The organism is Phenylobacterium sp. Root1290 (genome assembly GCF_001425305.1).
GTDB lineage: Bacteria > Pseudomonadota > Alphaproteobacteria > Caulobacterales > Caulobacteraceae > Phenylobacterium.
The window spans coordinates 687,741-709,408 of record NZ_LMEE01000001.1 but is presented as its reverse complement, the minus strand read 5'-3'; the positions used below and the strand labels follow the sequence as shown (position 1 = coordinate 709,408).

Annotated in this window: 20 protein-coding genes and 1 tRNA gene; 14 read left to right on the top strand and 7 right to left on the bottom strand. The window is 67.1% G+C overall.

Annotated features, from left to right (window positions below):
• Window positions 1-28 precede the first annotated feature (28 nt).
• Genes coaD through ASC79_RS03410 form a run of 5 tightly spaced genes read left to right on the top strand, consistent with a single transcriptional unit; the run spans window position 29 to window position 2,962 of the window.
• Window positions 29-523, top strand: a complete 495-nt coding sequence (coaD, locus tag ASC79_RS03430; RefSeq protein ID WP_056019697.1) for a pantetheine-phosphate adenylyltransferase — start codon at window positions 29-31, stop codon at window positions 521-523.
• Between the two features lie 55 nt (window positions 524-578).
• Complete coding sequence (locus ASC79_RS03425; protein WP_056019694.1) at window positions 579-1,439, top strand: peptidylprolyl isomerase; 861 nt, start codon at window positions 579-581, stop codon at window positions 1,437-1,439.
• Window positions 1,439-1,903, top strand: a complete 465-nt coding sequence (locus ASC79_RS03420) for a peptidylprolyl isomerase (protein WP_056019691.1) — start codon at window positions 1,439-1,441, stop codon at window positions 1,901-1,903. Before ASC79_RS03425 ends, ASC79_RS03420 begins: the two co-directional genes overlap by 1 nt.
• Window positions 1,900-2,457 (top strand): hypothetical protein, encoded by a 558-nt coding sequence (locus tag ASC79_RS03415; protein WP_056019688.1) that lies wholly within the window; start codon window positions 1,900-1,902, stop codon window positions 2,455-2,457. Before ASC79_RS03420 ends, ASC79_RS03415 begins: the two co-directional genes overlap by 4 nt.
• Window positions 2,458-2,479: 22 nt before the next feature.
• Window positions 2,480-2,962: a hypothetical protein gene (locus tag ASC79_RS03410; RefSeq protein ID WP_056019685.1), complete on the top strand. Its 483-nt coding sequence runs from the start codon at window positions 2,480-2,482 to the stop codon at window positions 2,960-2,962.
• Here the strand turns inward: ASC79_RS03410 and ASC79_RS03405 are convergent.
• On the bottom strand, window positions 2,954-3,916 hold the full coding sequence (locus ASC79_RS03405) for an endonuclease/exonuclease/phosphatase family protein (protein ID WP_056019682.1): 963 nt from the start codon (window positions 3,914-3,916) through the stop codon (window positions 2,954-2,956). The genes ASC79_RS03410 and ASC79_RS03405 overlap by 9 nt on opposite strands.
• 8 nt (window positions 3,917-3,924) lie before the next feature.
• Window positions 3,925-4,866, bottom strand: coding sequence for an endonuclease/exonuclease/phosphatase family protein (locus ASC79_RS03400; protein WP_056019679.1), 942 nt, complete (start codon window positions 4,864-4,866; stop codon window positions 3,925-3,927).
• A gap of 63 nt (window positions 4,867-4,929) precedes the next feature.
• Here ASC79_RS03400 and queA point away from each other — a divergent pair, with 63 nt between their 5' ends.
• A complete protein-coding gene (gene queA, locus ASC79_RS03395) occupies window positions 4,930-6,006 on the top strand; it encodes a tRNA preQ1(34) S-adenosylmethionine ribosyltransferase-isomerase QueA (protein ID WP_056019675.1) in 1,077 nt (358 codons plus the stop codon).
• Entirely contained in the window at window positions 6,006-7,121 is a 1,116-nt protein-coding gene (tgt, locus tag ASC79_RS03390; RefSeq protein WP_056019672.1) for a tRNA guanosine(34) transglycosylase Tgt, read from the top strand. The genes queA and tgt overlap by 1 nt, the downstream gene beginning before the upstream one ends.
• Here the strand turns inward: tgt and ASC79_RS03385 are convergent.
• Window positions 7,106-7,690 (bottom strand): hypothetical protein, encoded by a 585-nt coding sequence (locus tag ASC79_RS03385; RefSeq protein ID WP_082531913.1) that lies wholly within the window; start codon window positions 7,688-7,690, stop codon window positions 7,106-7,108. The genes tgt and ASC79_RS03385 overlap by 16 nt on opposite strands.
• A 119-nt stretch (window positions 7,691-7,809) precedes the next feature.
• Between ASC79_RS03385 and ASC79_RS03380 the strand changes: the two genes are divergently transcribed.
• A tRNA-Lys gene (locus ASC79_RS03380) sits at window positions 7,810-7,884 on the top strand.
• Window positions 7,885-7,905: 21 nt separating this feature from the next.
• Here the strand turns inward: ASC79_RS03380 and ASC79_RS03375 are convergent.
• On the bottom strand, window positions 7,906-8,721 hold the full coding sequence (locus tag ASC79_RS03375; protein WP_156378316.1) for a sterol desaturase family protein: 816 nt from the start codon (window positions 8,719-8,721) through the stop codon (window positions 7,906-7,908).
• Window positions 8,722-8,892: 171 nt separating this feature from the next.
• On the opposite strand from ASC79_RS03375, the gene cysT reads away from it, so the two are divergent.
• Genes cysT through ASC79_RS03355 form a run of 4 tightly spaced genes read left to right on the top strand, consistent with a single transcriptional unit; the run spans window position 8,893 to window position 12,083 of the window.
• On the top strand, window positions 8,893-9,759 hold the full coding sequence (gene cysT / locus ASC79_RS03370; protein WP_056019666.1) for a sulfate ABC transporter permease subunit CysT: 867 nt from the start codon (window positions 8,893-8,895) through the stop codon (window positions 9,757-9,759).
• Window positions 9,756-10,598 (top strand): sulfate ABC transporter permease subunit CysW, encoded by an 843-nt coding sequence (gene cysW / locus ASC79_RS03365; protein WP_369817293.1) that lies wholly within the window; start codon window positions 9,756-9,758, stop codon window positions 10,596-10,598. Before cysT ends, cysW begins: the two co-directional genes overlap by 4 nt.
• A 16-nt stretch (window positions 10,599-10,614) precedes the next feature.
• A complete protein-coding gene (locus ASC79_RS03360) occupies window positions 10,615-11,649 on the top strand; it encodes a sulfate/molybdate ABC transporter ATP-binding protein (RefSeq protein ID WP_056020964.1) in 1,035 nt (344 codons plus the stop codon).
• A 5-nt stretch (window positions 11,650-11,654) separates the two neighbouring features.
• Window positions 11,655-12,083 carry a GNAT family N-acetyltransferase gene (locus tag ASC79_RS03355; RefSeq protein WP_056019659.1) on the top strand — a complete coding sequence of 143 codons (429 nt, stop codon included), beginning with the start codon at window positions 11,655-11,657 and terminating at the stop codon, window positions 12,081-12,083.
• Between the two features lies 1 nt (window position 12,084).
• On the opposite strand, the gene ASC79_RS03350 is transcribed toward ASC79_RS03355, so the two are convergent.
• From ASC79_RS03350 to ASC79_RS03340, 3 genes are read right to left on the bottom strand one after another with little or no spacing between them, the layout of a single operon-like run.
• The gene (locus ASC79_RS03350) at window positions 12,085-13,062 is read right to left on the bottom strand and encodes a transglutaminase family protein (RefSeq protein WP_056019656.1); all 978 of its coding nucleotides are present in this window, start codon (window positions 13,060-13,062) and stop codon (window positions 12,085-12,087) included.
• A gap of 13 nt (window positions 13,063-13,075) precedes the next feature.
• Window positions 13,076-14,008, bottom strand: coding sequence for an alpha-E domain-containing protein (locus ASC79_RS03345; protein WP_056019653.1), 933 nt, complete (start codon window positions 14,006-14,008; stop codon window positions 13,076-13,078).
• Window positions 14,005-15,417, bottom strand: a complete 1,413-nt coding sequence (locus ASC79_RS03340) for a circularly permuted type 2 ATP-grasp protein (protein WP_156378348.1) — start codon at window positions 15,415-15,417, stop codon at window positions 14,005-14,007. Before ASC79_RS03340 ends, ASC79_RS03345 begins: the two co-directional genes overlap by 4 nt.
• A 294-nt stretch (window positions 15,418-15,711) precedes the next feature.
• Between ASC79_RS03340 and ASC79_RS03335 the strand changes: the two genes are divergently transcribed.
• Both ASC79_RS03335 and ASC79_RS03330 read left to right on the top strand, forming a co-directional pair.
• Window positions 15,712-17,496 carry an autotransporter assembly complex family protein gene (locus tag ASC79_RS03335; RefSeq protein WP_056020961.1) on the top strand — a complete coding sequence of 595 codons (1,785 nt, stop codon included), beginning with the start codon at window positions 15,712-15,714 and terminating at the stop codon, window positions 17,494-17,496.
• On the top strand, window positions 17,493-21,668 hold the full coding sequence (locus ASC79_RS03330; RefSeq protein WP_056019648.1) for a translocation/assembly module TamB domain-containing protein: 4,176 nt from the start codon (window positions 17,493-17,495) through the stop codon (window positions 21,666-21,668). Before ASC79_RS03335 ends, ASC79_RS03330 begins: the two co-directional genes overlap by 4 nt.

Genomic DNA, 21,668 nt, shown 5'->3' with positions numbered 1-21,668 from the left:
CTGCACCGCAACAGGGGGGAGACGTCGAATGACGCGCGTGGGGCTTTATCCCGGGACCTTCGATCCGATCCACAACGGCCACACCGATATCATCGGCCGGGCCGTGAAGCTGGTCGACAAGCTGGTCATCGGCGTCGCGATCAATGTCGGCAAAGGCCCCCTTTTCGAGCTTGAGGAGCGTGTGGCGATCCTCCGGGCCGAGACCCAGCATCTGACCGACCGCGCCGAGATCATCGTGCAGCCGTTCGAAGGGCTCCTGATGCACTATGCCCGCGAGATCGGCGCTCAGGTGATAGTCCGTGGCCTGCGCGCCGTGGCCGACTTCGAGTACGAATTCCAGATGACCGCCATGAACCAGCAACTCGACCGCGAGGTCGAGACGGTGTTCCTAATGGCCGATCCGCGGCACCAGGCGATCTCGTCGAAGCTGGTCAAGGAGATCGCCCTGCTTGGCGGCGACATCAGCAAGTTCGTGAGCCCGCGCATCAAGGAGGCGCTGTTGGCGAAGGTCGGCAAGGCCTGACCTTTCCTGCGGCTGACGACTGGCGATCTCGGGCTTTGCCCGCTACGAGTGCCCCATGATCCGAACTCTGTTGCTCACCGCCGCCGTCCTGGCGATGGCGGCGCCTGCCGCCGCTCAGTCGCCTGCTGCCAAGGCCCCCGCCGCCGCCCCGGCGCCTACGTCCGCCGATTGGCGCACGCCCAACCCCGACGACCTTCTGGTGATCGACACCAACAAGGGACGCATCATCGTCGAGATGCTGCCCGAGGTCGCGCCGACCCACGTGCAACGCGTCAAGGAACTGGCGCGCGCGGGCTTTTACGACGGCCGGACCTTTTTCCGCGTCATTGACGAGTTCATGGCGCAGACCGGCGATCCGGAGGACCGGGGCACCGGCGGCAGCGACAAACCCGACCTGCAGCAGGAGTTCCTGTTCCGACTGGGTGGCGACGCCGGCTTCGTCCAGGCCAAGGACCTGAATGTCAGCCAGGTGGGCTTCATCAAGTCCCTGCCGGTGATGAGCCAGAGCCCGATGCTCATGGCCATGACCGCCGACGGCAAGATTTCGGCCTGGCCGCTGTATTGTCCGGGAGTCGCGGCGATGGCCCGCGGCCAGGGCGACGACAGCGCCAATAGTCAGTTCTTCCTGATGCGTCAGACCTATCCCTCGCTTGAGAAGCGCTACACGGGTTGGGGGCGCGTCATCGCGGGCCTCGAGGTCGTGCGGGCCATCAAGGTCGGCGAACCGGTGGCTCCGCCGCAGGACAAGATGGACAAGGTGCGGATCCTGGCCGATATCCCGGCCGCCGAACGCCCCAAGGTGCGTGTGATCGATCCCAACAGCGCCTGGTTCAAGGCCGAGATCGAGAGCGCCCGCGCCCGGATGGGTGAGAATTTCTCGGTTTGCGAGATCAAAGTCCCATCGGAGGTGAAGTGATGGACCCGGAAAACACCCTTATCCTGACCCTGGACACGGGTACGGTGACGATCAAACTCCGCCCCGACCTGGCGCCTGGCCACGTCGAGCGCATCAAGGAGCTGTCGCGCGAGGGCTTCTATGACGGCGTGGTCTTCCACCGCGTCATCGACGGCTTCATGGCGCAGGGCGGCGATCCGACCGGCACCGGCACCTCGGGCTCTGACAAGCCGAACCTGCAGGCGGAGTTCTCGCGCGAGCCGCACGTGCGCGGCGTCTGCTCGATGGCCCGCACCTCGGCCCCGCACTCGGCCAACAGCCAGTTCTTCATCTGCCTGGATGACGCCACCTTCCTCGACGGCCAGTACACCGTCTGGGGCGAAGTGGTCGAAGGCATGGATGCGGTCGACGCTTTGCCCAAGGGCGAGCCCCCGCGCGCGCCGGGCAAGATCGTGTCTTCGCGCGTCGCCGCAGACGCCGCGTGACGCCCAAGCTGGAGGCGGCGTATGCGCAAGCGCATCGCCGCTACCACACGCGGACCCACATCGAGCAGTGCCTGGCGCTGCTCGATCAGGTTCCCGACCTGACAGACACTGAACGCCAGATCCTGACCTACGCGATCTGGTGGCACGACGCCGTCTACGATGCGACAGCTTCGGACAACGAGGCGCAGAGCGCGGCGATGGCGAAGGCCGATCTGCGTGATTTCGACATCAGCATCCACGCCCGCGAAGAAGTCGCCCGCCTGATCATGCTGACGGCTGGTCATGAGGTCGAAGAAGAAGATCGCCTTGGCGAACTTCTGGTCTCCATCGACCTTGCGATCCTCGGCGCGCCAGCGGACCGCTACGACGCCTATGCGCAGGCGGTCCGAGAAGAGTACGGCCACGTTCCGGACGATCTCTGGCGCAAGGGCCGGGCAGGCGTGTTGCAACGCTTTCTGGACGCGCAGGTTATCTTCCCCGATCCGGGCTTCGCCGAATGGCTGGACGCCCAGGCGCGGGACAACCTCACCCGGGAGCTTGCGTCGCTGAGCTAGGGAGACTCGGGTGGCTGCGCGCTTGAAGGTCTTCGTCACCTCGGACGGCTTCACCGACTACGTGGTCGCCGTCAGCTCTCGCGCCAAGGCGCTGGCGGCGTGGGGCGCGCATCAAGATCTCTTCCAGACGGGCGGCGCGCGTGAAACCGACGATCCTGAGCTGATCGCCGCGGCGAGCGCGCAGCCCGGGCAGGTATTGCGGCGGCCGTCGACGGTCACGCCGCTGATTCCCCCCAAACGCGCTTCCGCGAAGCCCGCGCCGCCACCTCCCAAGCCGCCGGTTCCGACCAAGCCGCGTGGGCCAACGCCCGCGCAACTCCGCAAGGTCGCCGAGCTTGAGGCTGAATTGGAGGCTACGGCCGAGCGTCATGCCGCCGAACTCGCCGTGATCGCCGCTGAAAAACGAGATCTGGAGCAGCGCCGCGACGCCAGCGAGGCGCAGTTCCTTTCTCGTCGCTCCGAACTGCGCGAAGCGCTGCGCAAGGCGCGATTGGCGCTACGCTGACGGCGCCAGGGTGACGATCACCGGATAGTGGTCCGAGCCGAGCCGCGGTCCGCGCTCGATGGCTACGGTGCGCCAGCCGGGGCCTGCGTAGACGTGGTCGATCGGAAGCAGTGCGATGGGCAGGCCAAGGCCTTCGGGACCGCGATCCGCCGGCCAGGAGAACAGCGCCCGCGTGCGCCGCTCCAGACCGAACATCGCATCCTCGCGTCGGCGACTGAACGACCACGGGGTGGAGTTGAAGTCGCCGGTCAGGATCAGCCGGTCCTTTGGGAAATGGCCGAGAACCGAGGCGATCACCTGGCCCTGGGCCTGCTGCCAGCCGCCGTAGATCGGCCAGGTGTAGTGGGTGCCGAAAACGCTGTACTCGCCGCGCGCATCGCGGAACGTCGCCCCCGCGATCGGCGGTCGAATGCGGTCCGCCGAGCGCGGCGCCGGCACGTCATTGGCGATGGGCTTGGCCTTGGAGAGGATCATCACGCTGCAGCGGCCGCAACTGACGTGATAGCCCTCGAACGCGTCCTGCAGGGCCGGACCTATCACGCTGGCTTCCTCGACCACGAGGATGTCTGGATCCTGCGCCTTCAGCCACCCGATGCTCTCCCTCTGATCGGCGTTGCGTTCCCAGGCGTTGAATTGGATCAGCTTGATCTGGCCTGGCGCGCCGGCCGGTGCAGGGTCGCTCGTTGGCCGCAGGAACTCGGGCAAGATCAGCAGCCCGGACGCGGCGATCGCCACGGTTGAGAGACCGGCCAGCACCAGGCGGGCGCCGCGCCGCTCGAAGATCAGGCCGTAGACAGCCGGGATCAGCGACAGGGCCAGCAGCATTGGCGCGAAGTGCGTCAGGACGTCCAGACGCACGCTCCAGCGGCCGCCATGCGCCGCCAATGCCCACGCCGCGCACCCAAGCGCCGTCAGAACCATCAGGCTGGTGAACAGCGAGCGAAGGAAGCGCATGTGGCCTGCTAGTTCTGCTTCAACGCCAGAACGGCGACGATGGGATAGTGGTCGGACCCCAACTGCGGCCCGCGGGCGATCGACACCGTGCGCCAGTCGGAGCCGGCATAGACATGATCGATCGGCAGCAGGGCAAGTCCAAACGGGCCATTCGCCGGCCACGTGGAGAGTGCGCGGGTTCGCCGCTCAAGGCCGAAGGCTGCATCCTGCCGCCGGCGCGAGAACGACCAGGGCGTGGAGTTGAAGTCTCCGGTCAGGATCATACGCTCGCGCGGCCGCCCCTTCAGAAGCTCTTCCAGCCGTCGGCCGTTCTCGCGATGGACGTCGACTTCGGTGGGCCAGACATAGTGCGTTCCGACGACTGTGACGCCCGCCTGCGGGCCATCGAGATGAGCGATGGCCACGGCCGCGCCAAGGCCCATTCGTCCGCGTCGGGGGCTCTCGATCCGCGCGGCCGGTTCCCGGGTGAAAATGGCGACTTCGCAGGTTTTCCCGCAGGCCATCTGGCGATTGAGGCGCTGGGTCACTGCGGTCTGGAAAACCGCCCTGGAGTCCTCAACCACCAGGATGTCTGGGTCTTCGGCCGCCAACCAGGCCAACCGCTGGTCGAGAGCCAGACTGTCGCGGGCGGCGTTGAACTGGATCAGCTTGATCTGGCCGGGCGCGCCAGAGGGCAGGCGAGGGCTCTGTGGGCGCAGGAACTCCGGCGCCATCAGGGCCAGACTGGCAATCACCGCCACGGCGCCGAGCAGGGCTGGGATCAGCCGGCGGTGGGCGAACATCGCCGCGATGAGGGTCAGCACGCCGCCGGCCAGATAGATCGGGGCGAAGTGCGTCAGTATGTCGAGATGATCGCTGAAACGCCCGCCCTGCGCGGCTAAAGCCGCCAGGGCGCAAAGCGCGCCGAGCGGCAGGACGACGCCGCGAAGGACGAATCGCACAAGGCTCATGAGGCGAGCTTACATGCTGCAGCGCTTGACGGGTGCGTTCGCCCGTGCGCTTCAAGCGCGTCCATGCAGCTAGCCGATTTCGACTTCGAACTTCCCGACGACCTCATCGCGTTGCGGCCGGCGACGCCGCGCGACGCCGCGCGCATGCTGCTCGTCACGCCCGGGCGTCCGTTGCAGGACTTGTCGGTCGTCGATCTGCCGGCGGAGCTGCGCGCCGGCGACGTGCTGGTGCTGAACGACACGCGTGTCATTCCCGCTCGATTGAAGGGCCGCCGTGTCCGCGAGGGCTCCGACATTGCGGTGGAGGCGACCCTGCACAAGCGCTTGTCGCCCTCTCGCTGGACCGCCTTCATGCGTCCGGGAAAGAAGCTCGCGCCCGGTGACCGCGTCCGGTTCGGCTCGACCGACGACCGCGCCTGCCTGCTTGGCGTGCTCGACGCCACGGTGATCGAGAAGGGCGAGGGCGGCGAGGTGACGCTCGGCTTCGATCTTGCCGGTCCCGATCTGGACGCCGCTATCGGCGAGCGCGGCGCCATGCCCCTGCCGCCCTACATCGCCGCCAAGCGCGCTGAGGACGCTCAGGACAAGGCCGACTATCAGACCGTCTACGCCGACGAGGAGGGATCGGTCGCTGCGCCTACCGCCGGCCTGCACTTTACGCCCCAGCTCCTCGAGCGATTGAAGGCCATGGGCGTGGCGCTGCAGTTCGTCACGCTTCATGTCGGGGCCGGCACGTTTCTGCCGGTGAAGACCGAAAACCTGTCGGAACATCGCATGCACGCCGAGTACGGCGAGGTCGACGCCGCGACCGCCGCGGCGCTCAACGCGGCCAAGGCCGCCGGCGGCCGGATCATCTGCGTCGGCACCACGTCGCTGCGCCTGATCGAGAGCGCGACCGGCGAAGACGGCGTCGTTCGCCCCTTCGCCGCCGAGACGGCGATCTTCATAACCCCCGGCTACCGCTTCCGGGCGGCGGACGGCCTGATGACCAACTTCCATCTGCCGAAGTCGACTTTGTTCATGTTGGTCAGCGCCTTCGCAGGCGTCGGCGCCATGCGCGAGGCTTATGCGCACGCTATCGCCGACGGCTACAGGTTCTATTCCTACGGCGACGCCAGCCTGCTCTGGAGGGCCAACTAGTGGGCGCATTCCCCTTCGAGATCGCCGCCACCGACGGGGCGGCGCGCACCGGCGTGCTGAAGACCGCCCGCGGGGACATCCGCACCCCGGCCTTCATGCCGGTCGGCACGGCTGCGACCGTTAAGGCGCTCACGGTCGATCAGGTGCGCTCCACCGGGGCCGACATCATCCTGGGCAACACCTATCACTTGATGCTTCGCCCGACGGCCGAGCGGGTGGCGCGGCTTGGCGGCTTGCACAAGTTCATGCGCTGGGAGCACCCGATCCTGACGGATTCCGGCGGCTTCCAGGTGATGTCGCTGTCCAAGATCGCCAAGGTCACGGAAGAGTCGGTCGCGTTTCAGAGCCACATCGATGGCTCCAAGCATGTTCTGACGCCGGAGCGGTCCATCGAGATCCAGGCCGACCTGCTCGGCTCGGACATCGTCATGCAACTCGACGAATGCGTCGCGTGGCCGGCCGAAGAGGCCCGAGCCCGACAAGCCATGCAGCTCTCGGCGCGCTGGGCCCAGCGCTCGAAAGACGCGTTTGGCGCCCGCGACGCCCAGGCGCTCTTCGGCATCCAGCAGGGCTCCACCTTCGAACATCTGCGGCGCGAGTCGGCAGAGCGGCTGATCGAGATCGGCTTCGACGGCTACGCCCTGGGCGGCCTGGCGGTCGGTGAGGGGCACGAGGCGATGTGCGAGGTGCTGGACTACGCGCCGGCCATGCTGCCGGTCGATCGGCCGCGCTATCTGATGGGCGTCGGCAAGCCGATCGACCTGGTCGAGGCGGTGGCGCGGGGCGTCGATATGTTCGACTGCGTGCTGCCGACGCGGTCAGGCCGTCATGGCCAGGCCTGGACTTGGGAAGGCGCGGTCAATCTGAAGAACGCGCGCTTCGCCGAGGACGATACGCCTCTGGACGAGACCAGCGATTGTCCGGCGTCGTCGCAGTACTCCAAGGCCTATCTGCATCACCTTGTTAAGGCTGAGGAAATTCTCGGTCAGGTGCTGCTCTCCTGGCACAATATCGCTCACTTCCAGGCGCTGACCGCAGCCATGCGTGCGGCCATCGCCGAAGGGCGGTTCGAACAGTTCCGCCGTGACTTCAAGGCCCGTCAGCGGACGGGATAGCGGGGCTTCAGTTCCTGAGACTTGACCGGCGTGCCGGTCAGGATGTGCGAAGGCGTCGCTGGCGGCGGACAGCCGCGGGCCTCGCCCAGGCCCTTCAGATAGGCGCGACGCACGCCGCCGGCGGTGATGGCGGCGGTGACCAGGCTGTCATGCCGCTCGGCGCCCGACAGCTTGCGGACCCAGCCGCGGAACGGAATCACATCGGACGCCAAGCCTGCCACCGCGCCGAATGCGGCGCCTTTGCCGCGATCCATCAGGTCGTCCTCGTCCACTGCCGGCTCGTCCAGATCCGCACCGAGCGCGCCGTTCAAGGGCAGGATAGCGGCGGCGATCGCTTCGCAGGTGCTCGCGTGAGGCCGCTGGTATGGGTCCGCCATGGCTTCAAGAAGCACCGTCGGAATCTTGGTCTGCAGCAGGTTTACGTCGCGTAGCGGCGCAGACACGGCGCCTTGCATGCTTTCGCGCTTGGCCTCGGACGTCGTCTGAATCTTGGGCGAACCATCGGCTGGCGGCGTCACGCAGCCAGCAAGCAGCAAGGCGGGAATCGAGGCGAGGAGGATGTTGCGCATGCCTCGATGCTAAGGCGTACGCCAAGCTGTTGGAAAGCTGCAGCAGTGCTCTTGCTCCGAACAAGCCGCCCGCATATGGTCCGCGCCTCTTCGCCGGCGCCCTTAGGGCGAGGCGACGTGGGCCGGTAGCTCAGTGGTAGAGCATTCGACTTTTAATCGAATGGTCGTGAGTTCGAACCTCACCCGGCCTACCAACTTTCCTCAGCAGCCGTTGGCTATTGTTGCGCGCTGGACGTGGAGTTGGGCTCGCTTCGAGCAAACCAGACCTTCAGCGGGTAAAGGTATTGGCCGACGACGCCCTTGCCCATGTCGGCGTCGATGCCGAGCGGGCCATCGCAGGGGCCCGGTGCGTAGTAGGTGCCGAAGGCGCGATCCCAGAGCGAGAACAAGGTCGCAAAGTTCTTGCCATGAACGTCGCGCGAGTGATGCCAGCGATGCATGGCCGGCGAGTTCAGCAACAGATCGACTTTTCCGAACGTCCAGGGGAGGTCGGCATGGATCAGGTAGCCGTAGTAGTGGCGGGCCAGACCGTTCAGCGCCAGCGCCCAGGCCGGAAAGCCCAGTGCGGCCAGCACGATTGTGTCCAGGGCGGTCCCGAACCGGTCGATGGGGTGCATGCGGATGAGGCTGAACCACGACAGCGCTCGGTCGCTGTGGTGAACGGCGTGCGCCGGCCATAGCAGCGGGCTGTGTTGCAGCCGGTGACGCCAGTATCCGACGAAGTCGCCGATGAGCAGCACGGCGACGATGGTCGCTCCGGGGCCCGCAGCGGACCAGATGAAGGCCAGAGGGCCGGTCGCGAGAATCGGCGTCAATGCAACGATCACCAATCCGATCAGCGGCGCGATGCAGAGCAGATCCACGACGTGAATGACGGCGTTGGTCCGCGTTTCGGCCCGCATCTGCCGGCTCGGCAGCCGGCGCAGCAGCAGGCCGAGGATTGCGAAGACGACCCCGACGATCAGAATCTCTGTCGCCTGCGAGCGAGCTATCTCCATGAGCCGGTTGAGGTTCATCGGCAGCGTATCCACGAATATTCCGGGGTCCAGCCGTCACACTAGCGGCCAACGGCTTAGCCTTTCGTTTCCTGGTGTCAGAAAAACTATATTGTCGATGGGCGCGATGGGAATTAGCCAGACGCTTGGCCGGACGCAGCGAACTTTGCGTCTCGGCGTTTATGCGTCTGAACCGGGGCTGTAACGATGACGGCGACCTCGCCGACCGAACGCGTCGCGCCACGAAGACCGCTGATCCGGCGGCGCTCTGCGATTCCCGGCTTCTCCCTGACGATGGGCGTCACGTTGGCGATCCTTTCGCTGATCGTCCTCATCCCGCTGTCAGCCGTGGCCTTGAAGGCCTCCGAGCAGTCCTGGCAGGAATTTTTTCAAGCCGCCTTCAATGAACGCGCTCTGACCGCCTACCGCCTCTCGTTCGGCGCGGCGCTGATCGCAGCGGCGATCAACGGTGTCTTCGGCCTGCTCACGGCCTGGGCGCTGGTTCGCTATCAGTTTCCCTTGAAGAGCCTTGTGAACGGGATCATCGATCTGCCGTTCGCCTTGCCCACGGCTGTCGCCGGCATCGCCTTGGCGACGCTCTATGCGCCGAACGGCTGGATCGGGGCCCTGTTGGCGCCGGCGGGCCTGAAGGTCGCCTATACGCCGCTCGGCGTGGTCGTCGCCCTGACCTTCATCGGCTTGCCCTTTGTGGTCCGCACGCTCGAGCCGGTCATGCGCGACCTGGCTGCCGACGTCGAGGAAGCTGCGGCGAGCCTGGGTGCGACGCGCCTCGACACCATCCTGCGCGTGATCCTGCCCGCCTTGGCTCCGGCATGGATGACGGGCTTCGCCCTGGCCTTCGCGCGAGCCGTCGGCGAGTACGGCTCGGTGATCTTCATCGCTGGCAACATGCCTTACAAATCGGAGATCGCGCCGCTGCTCATCATCATTGAACTCGAGCAGTACGACTATGCCGGCGCCGCGACGATCGCGGTGGTGATGCTGTCGGTCTCCTTCCTAATGCTGTTCGTCATCAACGCCATCCAGGCCTGGGCGCGGAGGCTCGCAGCGTGAGCCGTTTGCGTCATCCCACCGAAGATCCGATCTGGGCGAAGGTGCTGATCCTCGTGATCGTCGCCGCGTTCCTTGCGTCGGTGCTCATCCTGCCCATGGTGACGGTCTTCTTCGAGGCGCTTCGCAGAGGCCTGCCGGCCGCGCTCGAGGCCATCGGAACCGAAGACGCCCGCGACGCGATCAAGCTTACCTTGATCACCGCGGCGATCACCGTGCCGTTCAACGTGGTGTTCGGCATCTGCGCTTCGTGGGCGGTGGCGAAGTACGAGTTTCCGCTGAAGCCGTTCCTGATCACCCTGATCGACCTGCCGTTCTCGGTGTCGCCGGTCGTCGCGGGCCTGATCTACGTCCTGGTGTTTGGGGCGCAGGGCTGGTTTGGCCCCTGGCTGATCGACCACGACATCAAGATCATCTTCGCAATTCCGGGCATCGTCCTCGCCACGATTTTCGTGACGTTCCCGTTCGTCGCCCGCGAACTGATCCCGCTGATGCAGGAACAGGGCGTCGACGAAGAGGAGGCGGCTGTCTCCATGGGCGCCTCAGGCCTGCGTACGTTCTGGAGCGTGACCGCGCCGAACATCCGCTGGGGTCTGCTCTACGGCGTGCTGCTCTGCAACGCGCGTGCCATGGGCGAATTCGGGGCAGTCTCGGTGGTGTCGGGTCACATCCGCGGCCTGACCAACACCATGCCGCTGCACGTCGAGATCCTCTACAACGAGTATGACTTCGTGGGCGCGTTCGCCGTCGCAGCGTTGCTGTGCTTCCTCGCGGTCGTCACCCTGGTGCTGAAGACCTTGCTTGAAATCGCCCAGCCGCCGTCGCGGCCTGGCCGTCATTGATTACGAGACGCTGCAGATGACCATTTCCATCCGGTCGGTGGGGAAGACCTTCGGTCGTTATCCGGCCCTGAACAGCGTCAGCCTCGAGATCGCCGACGGCGAGCTTCTGGCTCTGTTGGGGCCATCGGGATCGGGAAAGACGACGCTGTTGCGCGTCATCGCGGGCCTTGAATTCCCCGACAGCGGCCAGGTGCTCTATGGCGAGCAGGACATGACCTTCGCGGGCGCCGCCCAGCGGCGGGTCGGTTTCGTGTTCCAGCAGTATGCTCTGTTCCGCCACATGACCGTGGCCAAGAACGTCGCGTTCGGTCTCGACGTCCGGAAAGGCGCGGCCAAGCCTAGCAAGGCGGAGATCGCCTCGCGGGTCGATGAGCTGCTGCGGCTGGTCGAGCTGGGCGAACTGGGCAAGCGCTATCCGGCCCAGTTGTCCGGCGGCCAGAGGCAGCGCGTCGCCCTGGCCCGGGCGTTGGCGGTGAACCCTAGCGTTCTGCTTCTCGACGAGCCGTTCGGCGCTCTGGACGCGACGGTCCGCAAGTCGCTGCGCAAGGAATTGCGCCGCATCCACGATGCGACCGGCGTCACCACGATCTTCGTGACACACGATCAGGAGGAGGCCCTCGAACTGGCCGACCGCGTGGCGATCCTGAACCAGGGCGCCATCGAACAGGTCGGTACGCCGCAGGAGATCCACGACAACCCTGTCGGCGCGTTCGTGGCCGGCTTCGTCGGTGAGTCCAACCGCCTCGAGGGCGAGGTCAGGGGCGGGCGCTTCCGGTTGAACGACGTTGAGTTTGCGGCGCCTGGGATCGCCGATGGCCGGGCCGCGGCCTTCGTGAGGCCGCATGAACTGGTGCTGTCGCCGAGAGGCGAGGGCACGTTCCCGCTGATCGCCAACCACATCGCTCCCCAGGGCGCGGTGGCCCGTATCGACGGCGTCACGCCAGGTGGTCTGCGCCTCGAAGCAGCCTTCGCCCGGCAATCGGTGGCGGACATTCAGCCTGGCGCGAAGCTCGATCTGTTGGTCGGCCGCGCCTACGTGTTTCCGCAGTAGCCCGCATGGGCGAGCTCATTGTTCGCCTGCTCGGCCCGAACGACCTGGCCGTATTGGCTCGGGTCGATCCCGAGGTCTTCGACGAGGCCGTGGACCCGAGATTCTGGGCGGAGTTCCTGGCAGATCCGCGCCACCATCTGGTCGTCGCTCTGGACGACGACCTGGTCGTCGGAATGGCTTCGGCGGTTCACTACGTGCACCCCGACAAGCCCCCCCAGCTTTGGATCAACGAGGTCGGGGTCGCCCCGTCGCACCAGCGGCGAGGCCTGGCGCGAACCATGCTGGATTCGTTGCTGGTGGTCGGCCGTGACCTTGGCTGTACCGAGGCCTGGGTCCTGACCGACGAGGACAACGCCGCCGCTCGGGCTGCTTATCGCTCGGCCGGCGGAGAGGAGACCACGGGCGTGGTGATGGTCACGTTCCCGCTCCTCTGACCTACTGCTGCTGTTGCTGCTGCTGCTGGTCATAGGCAGGCACGCCGGCAGGTCGCCGACGGCCGCCGCGCGCGAATGATGGCTGCGCCATCCGGATAAACTCAGGTTCGGTCGGAGCAGCTCTTGCCCGCCGCACCGACACGCCCACGACCAACTGGCTCTCGGCGTCGCCCTTGTAGACCCCCCGCGAGGGCGGCACGTCGTCATAGTCGCGCCCCACGGCGGCGGCGATGTGGCGCTCACCGGCCATGACGTTGTTGGTGGGATCGAACCCGACCCAGCGCAGCGAGGGGAGGAAGACCTCCACCCAGGCGTGGGTTGCGTCGGGATCAGATCGGTCTCCGGCCTGACGGTCGGTGAAGAGGTAGCCTGACACATATCGCGCTGGCACGCCCCAACTGCGGCAGATCGCGATCATGATGTGCGCGAAGTCCTGGCAAACGCCTCGGCCGGCTCCCAGCGCCAGGTCGATCGGGCTGTCGGCATGGGTGACACCCTGCTCATAGCCGAACGAGGTGTAGATCGTCTCGGAGAGCGATCGCGCCGCGCTCAGTGGATCGCGACGGCGCAGTTCGTCCAGATTGTGGGCGGCGACATAGGCGCGCAGAGCGTCAGTCTCGACGGCGAACCCGCCGTGAGTCAGGAAATCGAAGTTCTCGCCGCGGACGAAGTCGCTGCGCAGGCGATCCCACTCCCCAAGGTCGAGCGCGTCTGGGAGCGCGGGAGGGGCCTGCGTCTCGACCGCGGCGCTGGCGACTATCCGCAGGCGGTCGTGAGGCTGGGGCACGTCGAAGTGGTAGACCGCGTTTCCAAACGGGTCGGCATACGAGAACAGCTGCGCGGCCGGGTCGACCTCCAGGTCGAATGAGACAAGGCGCTGCCTTGCGGCCTTCTGCGGCTGCATCCACACCTCCATGACGCTTTCGCGCACGGTTTCGGCGTAGTGATACTGGGTGACGTGCCGCACTTCGAGAAGCATTGATCAGGTCCGCTTAAGCCGGCAGCCGGGTTTCGAGGGAGTAGGCGACGAAGGTATCGTAGATCGACTGATGCAGCGCGGCGCAGTCGTCGAGAACGCTGGCGATCAGGCCGCTGGCCCCGTCGAATTCTTCCATGTCCGCATACTGCAGCCGGGCGCGCAGACGCCCCGCGAGCCGTTCCGGCGCCGTATGGCTGCTGGCCTCGGCCGGGCGGGCAGCCGAGCCCAGATACTCCTCGATCCGCGCAGTGCAGAAACGCATCGAGCGTGGAAACTCCTCGTCCAGCAGCAGGAACTCCAGGACCTTGCGCCCCTGAACGTCGGACGTGAAGCGTCGCAGGTAAGGCTCCAGCGCGCAGCTCATCCGCAGCACACTCATCAGCGCCATGTGATCGTCGGGCGCGCGGCGGACGCCGAAACAGGCCTCCAGCAGCCGCCCGATCAGTTGCGCGCGCTCCAGGTGCACGCCAAGCAGCAGGAAGCGCCAGCCCTCGCCATGGCTCATCGTGGCGTCCGCAGCGCCCTTGAAGAGGTGCAGGTCGGCGATGATGTCGTGCAGGAACGCCGAAGCGCCGTCGTTGAAGGCGCGGGGCGCATCATGGCCGGTGACCCGCAGGTGGACGAGGTTGAGCCGCTCCCAGGTCTCGGTCGTGATCTGGTCGCGCACCTGGCGGGCGTTCTCGCGGGCGCGCGACAGCGAGGAGACGATGGAGCCGCCGTCATTGCGGTCCAAGGCAAGCGCCATGGCCAGCTGGTAGGGATCGTCGGCGCTGTGCAGCTCAGCATCGCCGACCGCGGAAAGTACGATGCGCGAGACCAGGCCGGCCGCCTCGTTGCGGTCGAGGGTGGCGTTGAGCATGACGTCCGACAGACGGCACAAGTGCTCGGCCCGTTCGACGTAGCGGCCGATCCAGTAGAGGCTGTCGGCGACACGGGCGAGCATCATGGCTGGGTCTCCGACGGCGCGGATTCGAGGACCCAGGTGTCTTTGGAGCCCCCGCCTTGGCTGGAGTTGACGACCAGGGAACCCTTCTTGAGAGCGACGCGCGTGAGTGCGCCCGGCGTCACGACGATCTTTTCCCCCGAAAGAATGAATGGCCGCAGGTCCACGTGGCGCGGTTCGATCTCGCCATCGACCAGGCAGGGCGCCGTCGACAGCTGGATGGTCGGCTGAGCGATGTAGTTGGCCGGGTCGGCGGCGATCGCCGCGGCGAAGGCCTCGCGCTCCTGGCGGCTGGCGTGGGGCCCGATGAGCATCCCGTACCCGCCCGAGGCGCCCACGGCCTTCACGACGAGCTTGTCGAGGTTGCCGAGAACATGTGCGAGCTGGGTCGGCTCGCGGCAAAGATAGGTCTCGATGTTCGGCAGGATCGCGTCTTCGCCCAGGTAGTAGCGGATGATGGCCGGGACGTAGGCGTAGACCGCCTTGTCGTCCGCGACGCCCGTCCCCGGCGCATTGCAGATCACCACATTGCCGGCCCGATAGGCGTTGAAGAGGCCGGCCGACCCCAGCGCGGAATCCCGCCGGAAGGTGAGGGGATCGATGAAATCGTCGTCGACCCGTCGATAGATCACGTCGATCCGTCGCAGACCGGTCGTGGTCCGCATGTAGACCATGTTGTCGTGCACCACGAGGTCGCGGCCCTCGACCAGCGGGCAACCCATCAGACGGGCAAGATAGGCGTGTTCGTAATAGGCCGAGTTGTAGACGCCGGGCGTGAGCACCACGATCTGCGGGTTGGGGCGCCAGTCGGCCGCCATGCTCTTCAGCGTCGCCAGCAGCAGATCGGGGTAGCGGTCGATGGCGCGCACGCCCGCCGCGCGGAAGGAGCCCGGGAAGGTCCTGCGCGACGCCTCTCGGTTCGCCAGCATGTAGGACACGCCGGATGGGACGCGCAGGTTGTCCTCCAGCACCGCAAAGGCTCCGTCCGGCTGGCGGATCAGGTCCGATCCGCAGACGTTCGCATAGGCCTCGTGCGGCACGTAGAGGTTCTGCATCTCGCGCCGATAGGAAGGCGCGCCCAGCACCAGTTCGCGCGGGACGACGCCGTCCATCAGGATCTGCTGGGCGCCGTAGATGTCGGCCAGGAACATGTTCAGCGCGCGCAGGCGCTGGGTCAGGCCAGCCTCGATCCGTTCCCACTCCGCGGCGGGAATAATCCGCGGCAGCAGGTCGGTGGGAATGATCCGCTCGGTGCTGCTATCGCCCCCGTAAACGGTGAAGGTGATCCCTTGGAGCAGGAAGTAGCGCTCAAGTGTGCGCTGCCGTTCGGCCAGTTCAGCAGCAGCCAGCGTGCCGATGCGCTGGTGCAGCCCTGCATAGTGGGCGCGAACGCCGCCCTCGGCGGTGAGCATCTCGTCATAGGGCGAGGCGGCCGGTGGGGCCGTTGTCGCGCCCGGTGCGCAGTCGGGGTCTTGCGTCGCCACGCCGTACTCCACTCGTCAGACCTTTCCTGCCTTCCGATGGGAAAAGCTTAGGAAAGGTGGGGCGGAATAGAGCCTGATTTCGGCCCCGACGCCCCAGCCGGCCATCGGCGCCCAAGGATTGGGCAGCATGGCGCCTGCTGCTATGGCGCCTTCGCCGATCGCTGGTGGGTGACAGGCGAGCGCGACGCGGGCTACACCGCTGGTTGGGGCGCTTTTGAAAGGATTGGCGTGGGACGATTGGTCGTCGCGGTCGCCGCCTCGGCGGCCATATGTGCGTCTGGTGCGGCGAGGGCCGAGTCGCCACGCGCGACCATCGAAGGCCAGCTCGACGGCGAGCTGCGTGAAGCGATTGTCCGCGCCATCGGTGAGACCGACAAACCCATCTCCAACCGCTTCGAAGCGCGGCGGCGCGCGAACGACGCCGGCGAGGACGCCATCGCCGTGCTGCGGTCTGAAGGCTACTACGCCAACGAAGTCGATGCGGACGTCGGCGATGGCGATCCGCCGACCGCGATCGTGCGGGTGACGCCTGGGCCGCGCTTCACCCTGGCCGATCCCCAGATCGACTGGATCGCGCCTGAGCCGATGGAGACCGTCCGTCAGTCCGGGGAAGTGGTCATGGGTCTGGCGACCGGCGCGCCCGGTCGGGCGGTCGACGTGATCAACGCCGAGGGGCGGATCGTCGCCGCGGTCCAGAAGCGGGGTTATGCTGACGCCGCCGCCCAGCCGCGCGAAGTGATCGTCGACCATGCCGATCGCACGGTCCGGCCGACCTACAAGATCGCCGCCGGCGAACTCGTTCACCTGGCCGGCCTGAAGATCATCGGCGATGAGGGGCGAAGCCGCCGTGGGTGGCTTGAGAGCCTGGCCCCCTGGCGCCCGGGCGAGGTCTACGACCCGGAAGATGTCGGCGAACTAGAGCGCCGGCTGCTGGACACCGGGGTCTACGACTCCGTCACGGTGTCGCTGGCGCCCAAGGACCAAGCCTCGCCGGACGGGCGGCGTCCTATCTTGGTCAGCCTCTCTGACCGGAAACCCAGGACGCTGGAACTGGGGGCGAGCTACTCCACGACCGAAGGCCTGGGGGCCGATGCGCGCTGGACCCGCTACAACATTCTTGGGCGGGCCGACACTCTGTCAGCGCTGGCCAGGGCCTCCAATATCGACAGTCGGCTCGGCGCGGAGTTGACGCTGCCGCACTGGCGTCGGCCCCAGCAGACGTTCAAGGCCGGCGGGGGGGCCTATTCGAGCCGCACGGACGCCTACGATGAAACCGGGGTCGGCGTCCGCGCCGACGTTACCCGGCGGTTCCGGAAGACGTCCTACCTGACCCTCGGCGGCTCGCTGGACTACGGCCGGGTCGAGGAAAAGCAGACGATCCTGATCTCGTCGCTTGGGCAGGACCTGTTCACCGTCGCCGGGCTCGCAGCGGGGGCCCTGGATCGATCGGACGACCCGCTCGATCCCAAGCGCGGGTGGCGGTTGGATGTGCGGGCTGAACCGACCTACCTGATCGGTGACGAGAGCCTGGGTTATCTCAAGGTGCAGACCCAGGGAACGAGCTACATCCCGTTCGGGGAGAAGGCCCGCACGGTCCTGGCGGGTCGGGTCAAGGTCGGAGCGATGTTCGGCGGGAGCATCCCTGAGGTGCCCGCCTCACGCCGGTTCTACGCAGGCGGCGGCGGCTCAGTGCGCGGCTACGCCTTCCAGGCCATCGGGCCGCGCGATATCGACAACACCCCGCAGGGCGGGATTTCGTTGCTGGAGACCTCGCTGGAACTGCGCCAGCGGGTCGGCGAGCGTTGGGGCGTCGTGGCGTTCGTCGACGCGGGCGCGGTCGGCACGAACGAGTTTCCCACGGGCGATGATTTCAGCGTCGGGGTCGGCGTCGGCGTGCGTTACGACCTTGGCTTTGGGCCTATCCGCGCTGACATCGCCGTCCCGCTGGACAAGCGCGAAGGCGATCCCGCATTTCAGATCTATCTCAGCATCGGGCAAAGCTTTTGACCGAGACGCCGACGAAGGACGACGGCGCGACGGCGCCCGTGACGAAGAAGAAGCGCCGTCTCGCGTGGATCGTGCTCGCGGTGTGCGCTGTGCTCGTCGTGCTTGCGGGCGCCGCGCTGCTCGCCGGCCGCTTCGGCCCGCTATCGCCGCAGGGCCGCTCGATCATCGAGACGCGCGCCAACGGCTTGAAGGTGGGGCGTTTCGGTCGCTTGTACATCGAGGGCCTCAGCGGCGACGTCTGGCGCGACTTCAGCGTCCGCCGCGTCGTGATACGCGATCCGAAGGGTGTTTGGCTTGAAGGCCGCAACCTGCGCCTGAGCTGGACCTTTGGCGATCTGGTGCGGCGGCGCTTCCACGCGACGCAGGTCACGGCGGAACATGTCACGATCTATCGTCGCCCCATCACCGAACCGAAACGGCCGTCCGAGGGGATGCCCATCAGCATCGTCATCGATCGGGCCATCGGGCGGGTGGAACTGATGCCGGAGTTGGCGCGCACGCGCGGCGTCTACGATGTCGATGCCTCGGTCGAGCTCATGCGCCGCAATGGAGGTCAGAAGGGGACGGCGTCCGTCGCCAGCGTGCTGCATCCCGGCGACCATCTGAACGCCAAGTTCGACTTCGGCGGCAATCGCCCGCTGATCGTCAACGCCGACGCTCGAGAGGCCCAGGGCGGCGCCTTGGCCGGTGCGCTTGGCCTCGCGCCAGACCAGCCGTTCCTGCTGCACGTGGACGCCAAGGGCGAGAAGTCGACCGGCCGATTCACGGTCATCGCCGAGAGCGGCGCGACCAGGCCGGTCGACGCCAAGGGTGTCTGGGGCCCAGAGGGCGGGACGGCGCAGGGGCGGATCGAGTTGGCCGCATCGACGCTTACCCAGTCCTTGGTCGTCCGGCTCGGCCCAGAGGTCCGGTTCGCGGTGACGGGAAAGAAGGCCCCACAATCACTCTTCGATATCGAGGCGGAACTGACGTCTGACAATGTCGCTGTCACCGCGAAAGGGAAGGCCAATCTTGGGGAGCGCCGGGCGGGGCCTCAAGGAGTGACGCTCGCGGCCTCGGCCGGAGAACTGTCGAAGGTGACCGGGGGGCCGTCGATGGGTCTGGGCCGTGTCGATGGTGTTCTGACGGGTGAACTGGACGATCTGCGCTTCGCCGGCTCCGCGGACGTGGCCCGGCTCAGGCTGGGCGAATACGGACTCGATCGAGTCTCCGGCCCCTTTGTGCTGACCCGCAAGGACAAGGTGCTGGCGATCAACGGCCGGATCGCCGGCGTCGGCGGACGAGGGGCCGGTCTGGCCGCGGCGCTGCTGGGCGCGCGACCGACGGCGGTGTTCGACGCCGCCAGGCTGGCCGATGGCCGCCTGATGCTTCGTCAGATCGAGGCGACTGGCGCGGGTCTGAAGGTGGACGCCAGCGGCGGACGCACCTTGCTTGGCGGCCTCAACTTCAAAGGCAAGGCGACGTTCTCGAACCTCGCCGCTGCACGCGCTGGCGCCAGCGGGGTGCTGGCGGCGGATTGGTCGGCCAGTCAGGGAGGCGCGGGCCGGCCGTGGGCCTTGACGCTGGACGCCAAGGGCGAGCGGTTCGCCTCCGGCTTCTCCGAATTGGATCGCCTGCTGGGCGCGACGCCGCGCCTTCAGGCCCGTGCTGACGTCGCCGGACGCAAGGTGTCGATTTCCCGCGGGGCGCTTGATGGCGCCGCGATCAACGCAACCACCGCCGGCGTGCTGGATGAAACCGGCGCCATGCGTTTCAAGCTCGATTGGGCCGCGACAGGCCCGTTCAGGGCCGGGCCGGTCGAGGTCACGGGCAAGGCCAGCGGCACGGGCGCGATCACCGGGAGGCCTTCCGCGCCGCGGGCCGACCTGCTCGCGGACCTGGAAGCCATCGACCTGCCGCGGCTGCCGCTGAAGAACGCCAAGCTTACTCTCAGCTTCATGCGCGGCGGCGGCGGGTCCAGCGGCGTCGTGGCGCTGACCGCGGCCAGTGACTACGGCCCGGCGGCGGCGCGCTCGGCGTTCAGCTTCCCGCGAGGCGGCGTGGACCTGTCCGATCTGTCGGTCGACGCCGGCGGCCTGACGGCGACCGGCGCCGTATCGTTGCGCAAGGCGACGCCTTCGGCGGCGGACCTGAACGTTCGTCTTGCCAAGGGCGCATTCCTTGACGGCGGCGTGATCGCAGGCTCTGTGAAAATTGTCGACGCCACAGGCGGGCCACGCGCGACGCTGAATCTGACGGCCAACGACGCTGTGCTGCCCGGCGCGAAGATCGCGATCCGCAAGGGCGTCATCACCGCGAACGGTCCATTGTCGCAGTTGCCTTACCAAGCCCAGCTGCAGGGCGTATCGGCGAGCGACCGGTGGCGGCTGGACGGGGCTGGGACGCTCTCATCGGAGAATCCCGGATATGCGCTGACCTTCGCGGGCGATGGCGCGCTGGGACGTCGGGACCTGAAGACCGTCGAACCGGCCGTCTTGCGCTTTGGCGGACCCGAGCGCAGCGCGCGACTTCGGCTGCTGGCTTCGGACGGTGGCCGGATCAGCCTCGACGCCAGCCTGGCCAAGGACGTCGCCGAGATCCGCGCCGAGGTCCAGCAACTGGGCCTTGGCCTGGTCAATTCCGATCTGACCGGCAAGGCCGACGGTACGCTGGTCCTGACAGGCCGGGGCGGGCAACTGGGCGGCACGCTCGAGGCGAAGCTCGACGACGCCCGCAGCCGTGGATCTCCGCGCGAATTGGGCCTCGACGGCGAGCTCAAGGCCAGGCTGGCCGGCGACTCGCTCGACCTCGACGCCGCGGTGACCAACGAGCATGGTCTGCGCGCCAACGCCAAGCTCGTCCTGCCGACCGAGACCAGCGCCAGCCCGTTCCGGATCGCCATCGCGCGGACCCAGCCGATGCGCGGGACGTTCTTCGCCGACGGCGAGGTCAAGCCGCTGTGGGACCTCTTGGTCGGCGGCGAGCGTGAACTGGCGGGCCACGTCCAGATGCAGGGGACGCTCAGCGGGACCCTTGCGGATCCTCGCGCGGTCGGCCAGGCCGAGGTCGACAATGGCCGCTTTGCAGATGGAGCGACCGGCCTGGTGCTCACCGACGTCACTCTGCGTGCGGCCTTGGCCGACAATGCGGTCAATATCAGTCAGGCCACCAGCACCGACGGCCATGGCGGCTCGCTGGCCGGGTCGGGGCGGCTCAGCCTGCTGCGCAACGGCGCTTCGACCTTCAAGCTGGACTTGAAGAACTTCCGGCTGATCGACAACGATCTGGCCACCGCCTCGGCGTCCGGCCAGGCGACGCTCGACCGCGGGGCGGACGGCAAGGTCCGGCTGGCGGGCGATCTCACCATCGACCGCGCCGATGTGGCTGCCAAGCTTTCGGGCTCGTCCGGCGTCGTGAACATGGACGTCATCGAGCGCAACAAGCCCGTAGATGTCTCGGGCTCTCTGCAGCCTGTCACGCGGAGCGGGGCGGCGATGGCGCTCGACGTCACGCTGAAAGCGCCGCGGCGCATCTACATTCGCGGCAAGGGCCTGGACGTCGAGCTGTCGCTCGACGCTCGTGTCACCGGCACCACGGCGCGCCCTGCGCTTTCGGGAACGGCGCGGGTCGTGCGCGGCGAGTATGACTTCGCGGGCAAGAGGTTCGAGTTCGACGATCGTGGCGTGGTCTATCTGGCCACTTCGCCGCAAGCGATCCGGCTGGATCTCTCAGCGACGCGGGACGACCCGTCGCTGACCGCCGTCGTTCGGATCCGCGGTACTGCGGCCAGGCCCGAGATCACTCTGACCTCGGTGCCGACATTGCCGAATGACGAGGTCCTGTCGCAGGTGCTGTTCGGGCGCTCGGCGTCGCAGTTGTCCCCCTTGGAAGCGGCGCAACTGGCGTCCGCCCTATCGTCGTTGGCTGGCGGCGGCGGCTTCGATGTCATCGGCAACCTGCGTAGCTTCGCCGGGCTCGATCGGCTTTCGCTGGCGGGGGGCGATGAGAGCGGCGTGACAGTGTCCGGCGGCAAGTATCTGACGGAAGACGTCTATCTGGAGATCACCGGCGGGGGACGCGAAGGGCCCTCCGCCCAGGTGGAGTGGCGACTCGGCCGCAACCTCTCCATCATCTCCAAGCTCGCCAGCCAGGGTGACGGCAAGCTCGCCGTCCGGTGGCGCAAGGACTACTGA

Coding starts and splice junctions, on each gene's coding strand:
- queA (WP_056019675.1), top strand. CDS start 4,930: ATGCAGCTAGCCGATTTCGACTTCGAACTTCCCGACGACCTCATCGCG.
- ASC79_RS03400 (WP_056019679.1), bottom strand. CDS start 4,866: ATGAGCCTTGTGCGATTCGTCCTTCGCGGCGTCGTCCTGCCGCTCGGC.
- ASC79_RS03355 (WP_056019659.1), top strand. CDS start 11,655: ATGGGCGAGCTCATTGTTCGCCTGCTCGGCCCGAACGACCTGGCCGTA.
- ASC79_RS03340 (WP_156378348.1), bottom strand. CDS start 15,417: ATGCTCACCGCCGAGGGCGGCGTTCGCGCCCACTATGCAGGGCTGCAC.
- ASC79_RS03425 (WP_056019694.1), top strand. CDS start 579: ATGATCCGAACTCTGTTGCTCACCGCCGCCGTCCTGGCGATGGCGGCG.
- ASC79_RS03345 (WP_056019653.1), bottom strand. CDS start 14,008: ATGATGCTCGCCCGTGTCGCCGACAGCCTCTACTGGATCGGCCGCTAC.
- ASC79_RS03405 (WP_056019682.1), bottom strand. CDS start 3,916: ATGCGCTTCCTTCGCTCGCTGTTCACCAGCCTGATGGTTCTGACGGCG.
- ASC79_RS03420 (WP_056019691.1), top strand. CDS start 1,439: ATGGACCCGGAAAACACCCTTATCCTGACCCTGGACACGGGTACGGTG.
- coaD (WP_056019697.1), top strand. CDS start 29: ATGACGCGCGTGGGGCTTTATCCCGGGACCTTCGATCCGATCCACAAC.
- ASC79_RS03360 (WP_056020964.1), top strand. CDS start 10,615: ATGACCATTTCCATCCGGTCGGTGGGGAAGACCTTCGGTCGTTATCCG.
- ASC79_RS03350 (WP_056019656.1), bottom strand. CDS start 13,062: ATGCTTCTCGAAGTGCGGCACGTCACCCAGTATCACTACGCCGAAACC.
- ASC79_RS03385 (WP_082531913.1), bottom strand. CDS start 7,690: ATGCGCAACATCCTCCTCGCCTCGATTCCCGCCTTGCTGCTTGCTGGC.
- cysT (WP_056019666.1), top strand. CDS start 8,893: ATGACGGCGACCTCGCCGACCGAACGCGTCGCGCCACGAAGACCGCTG.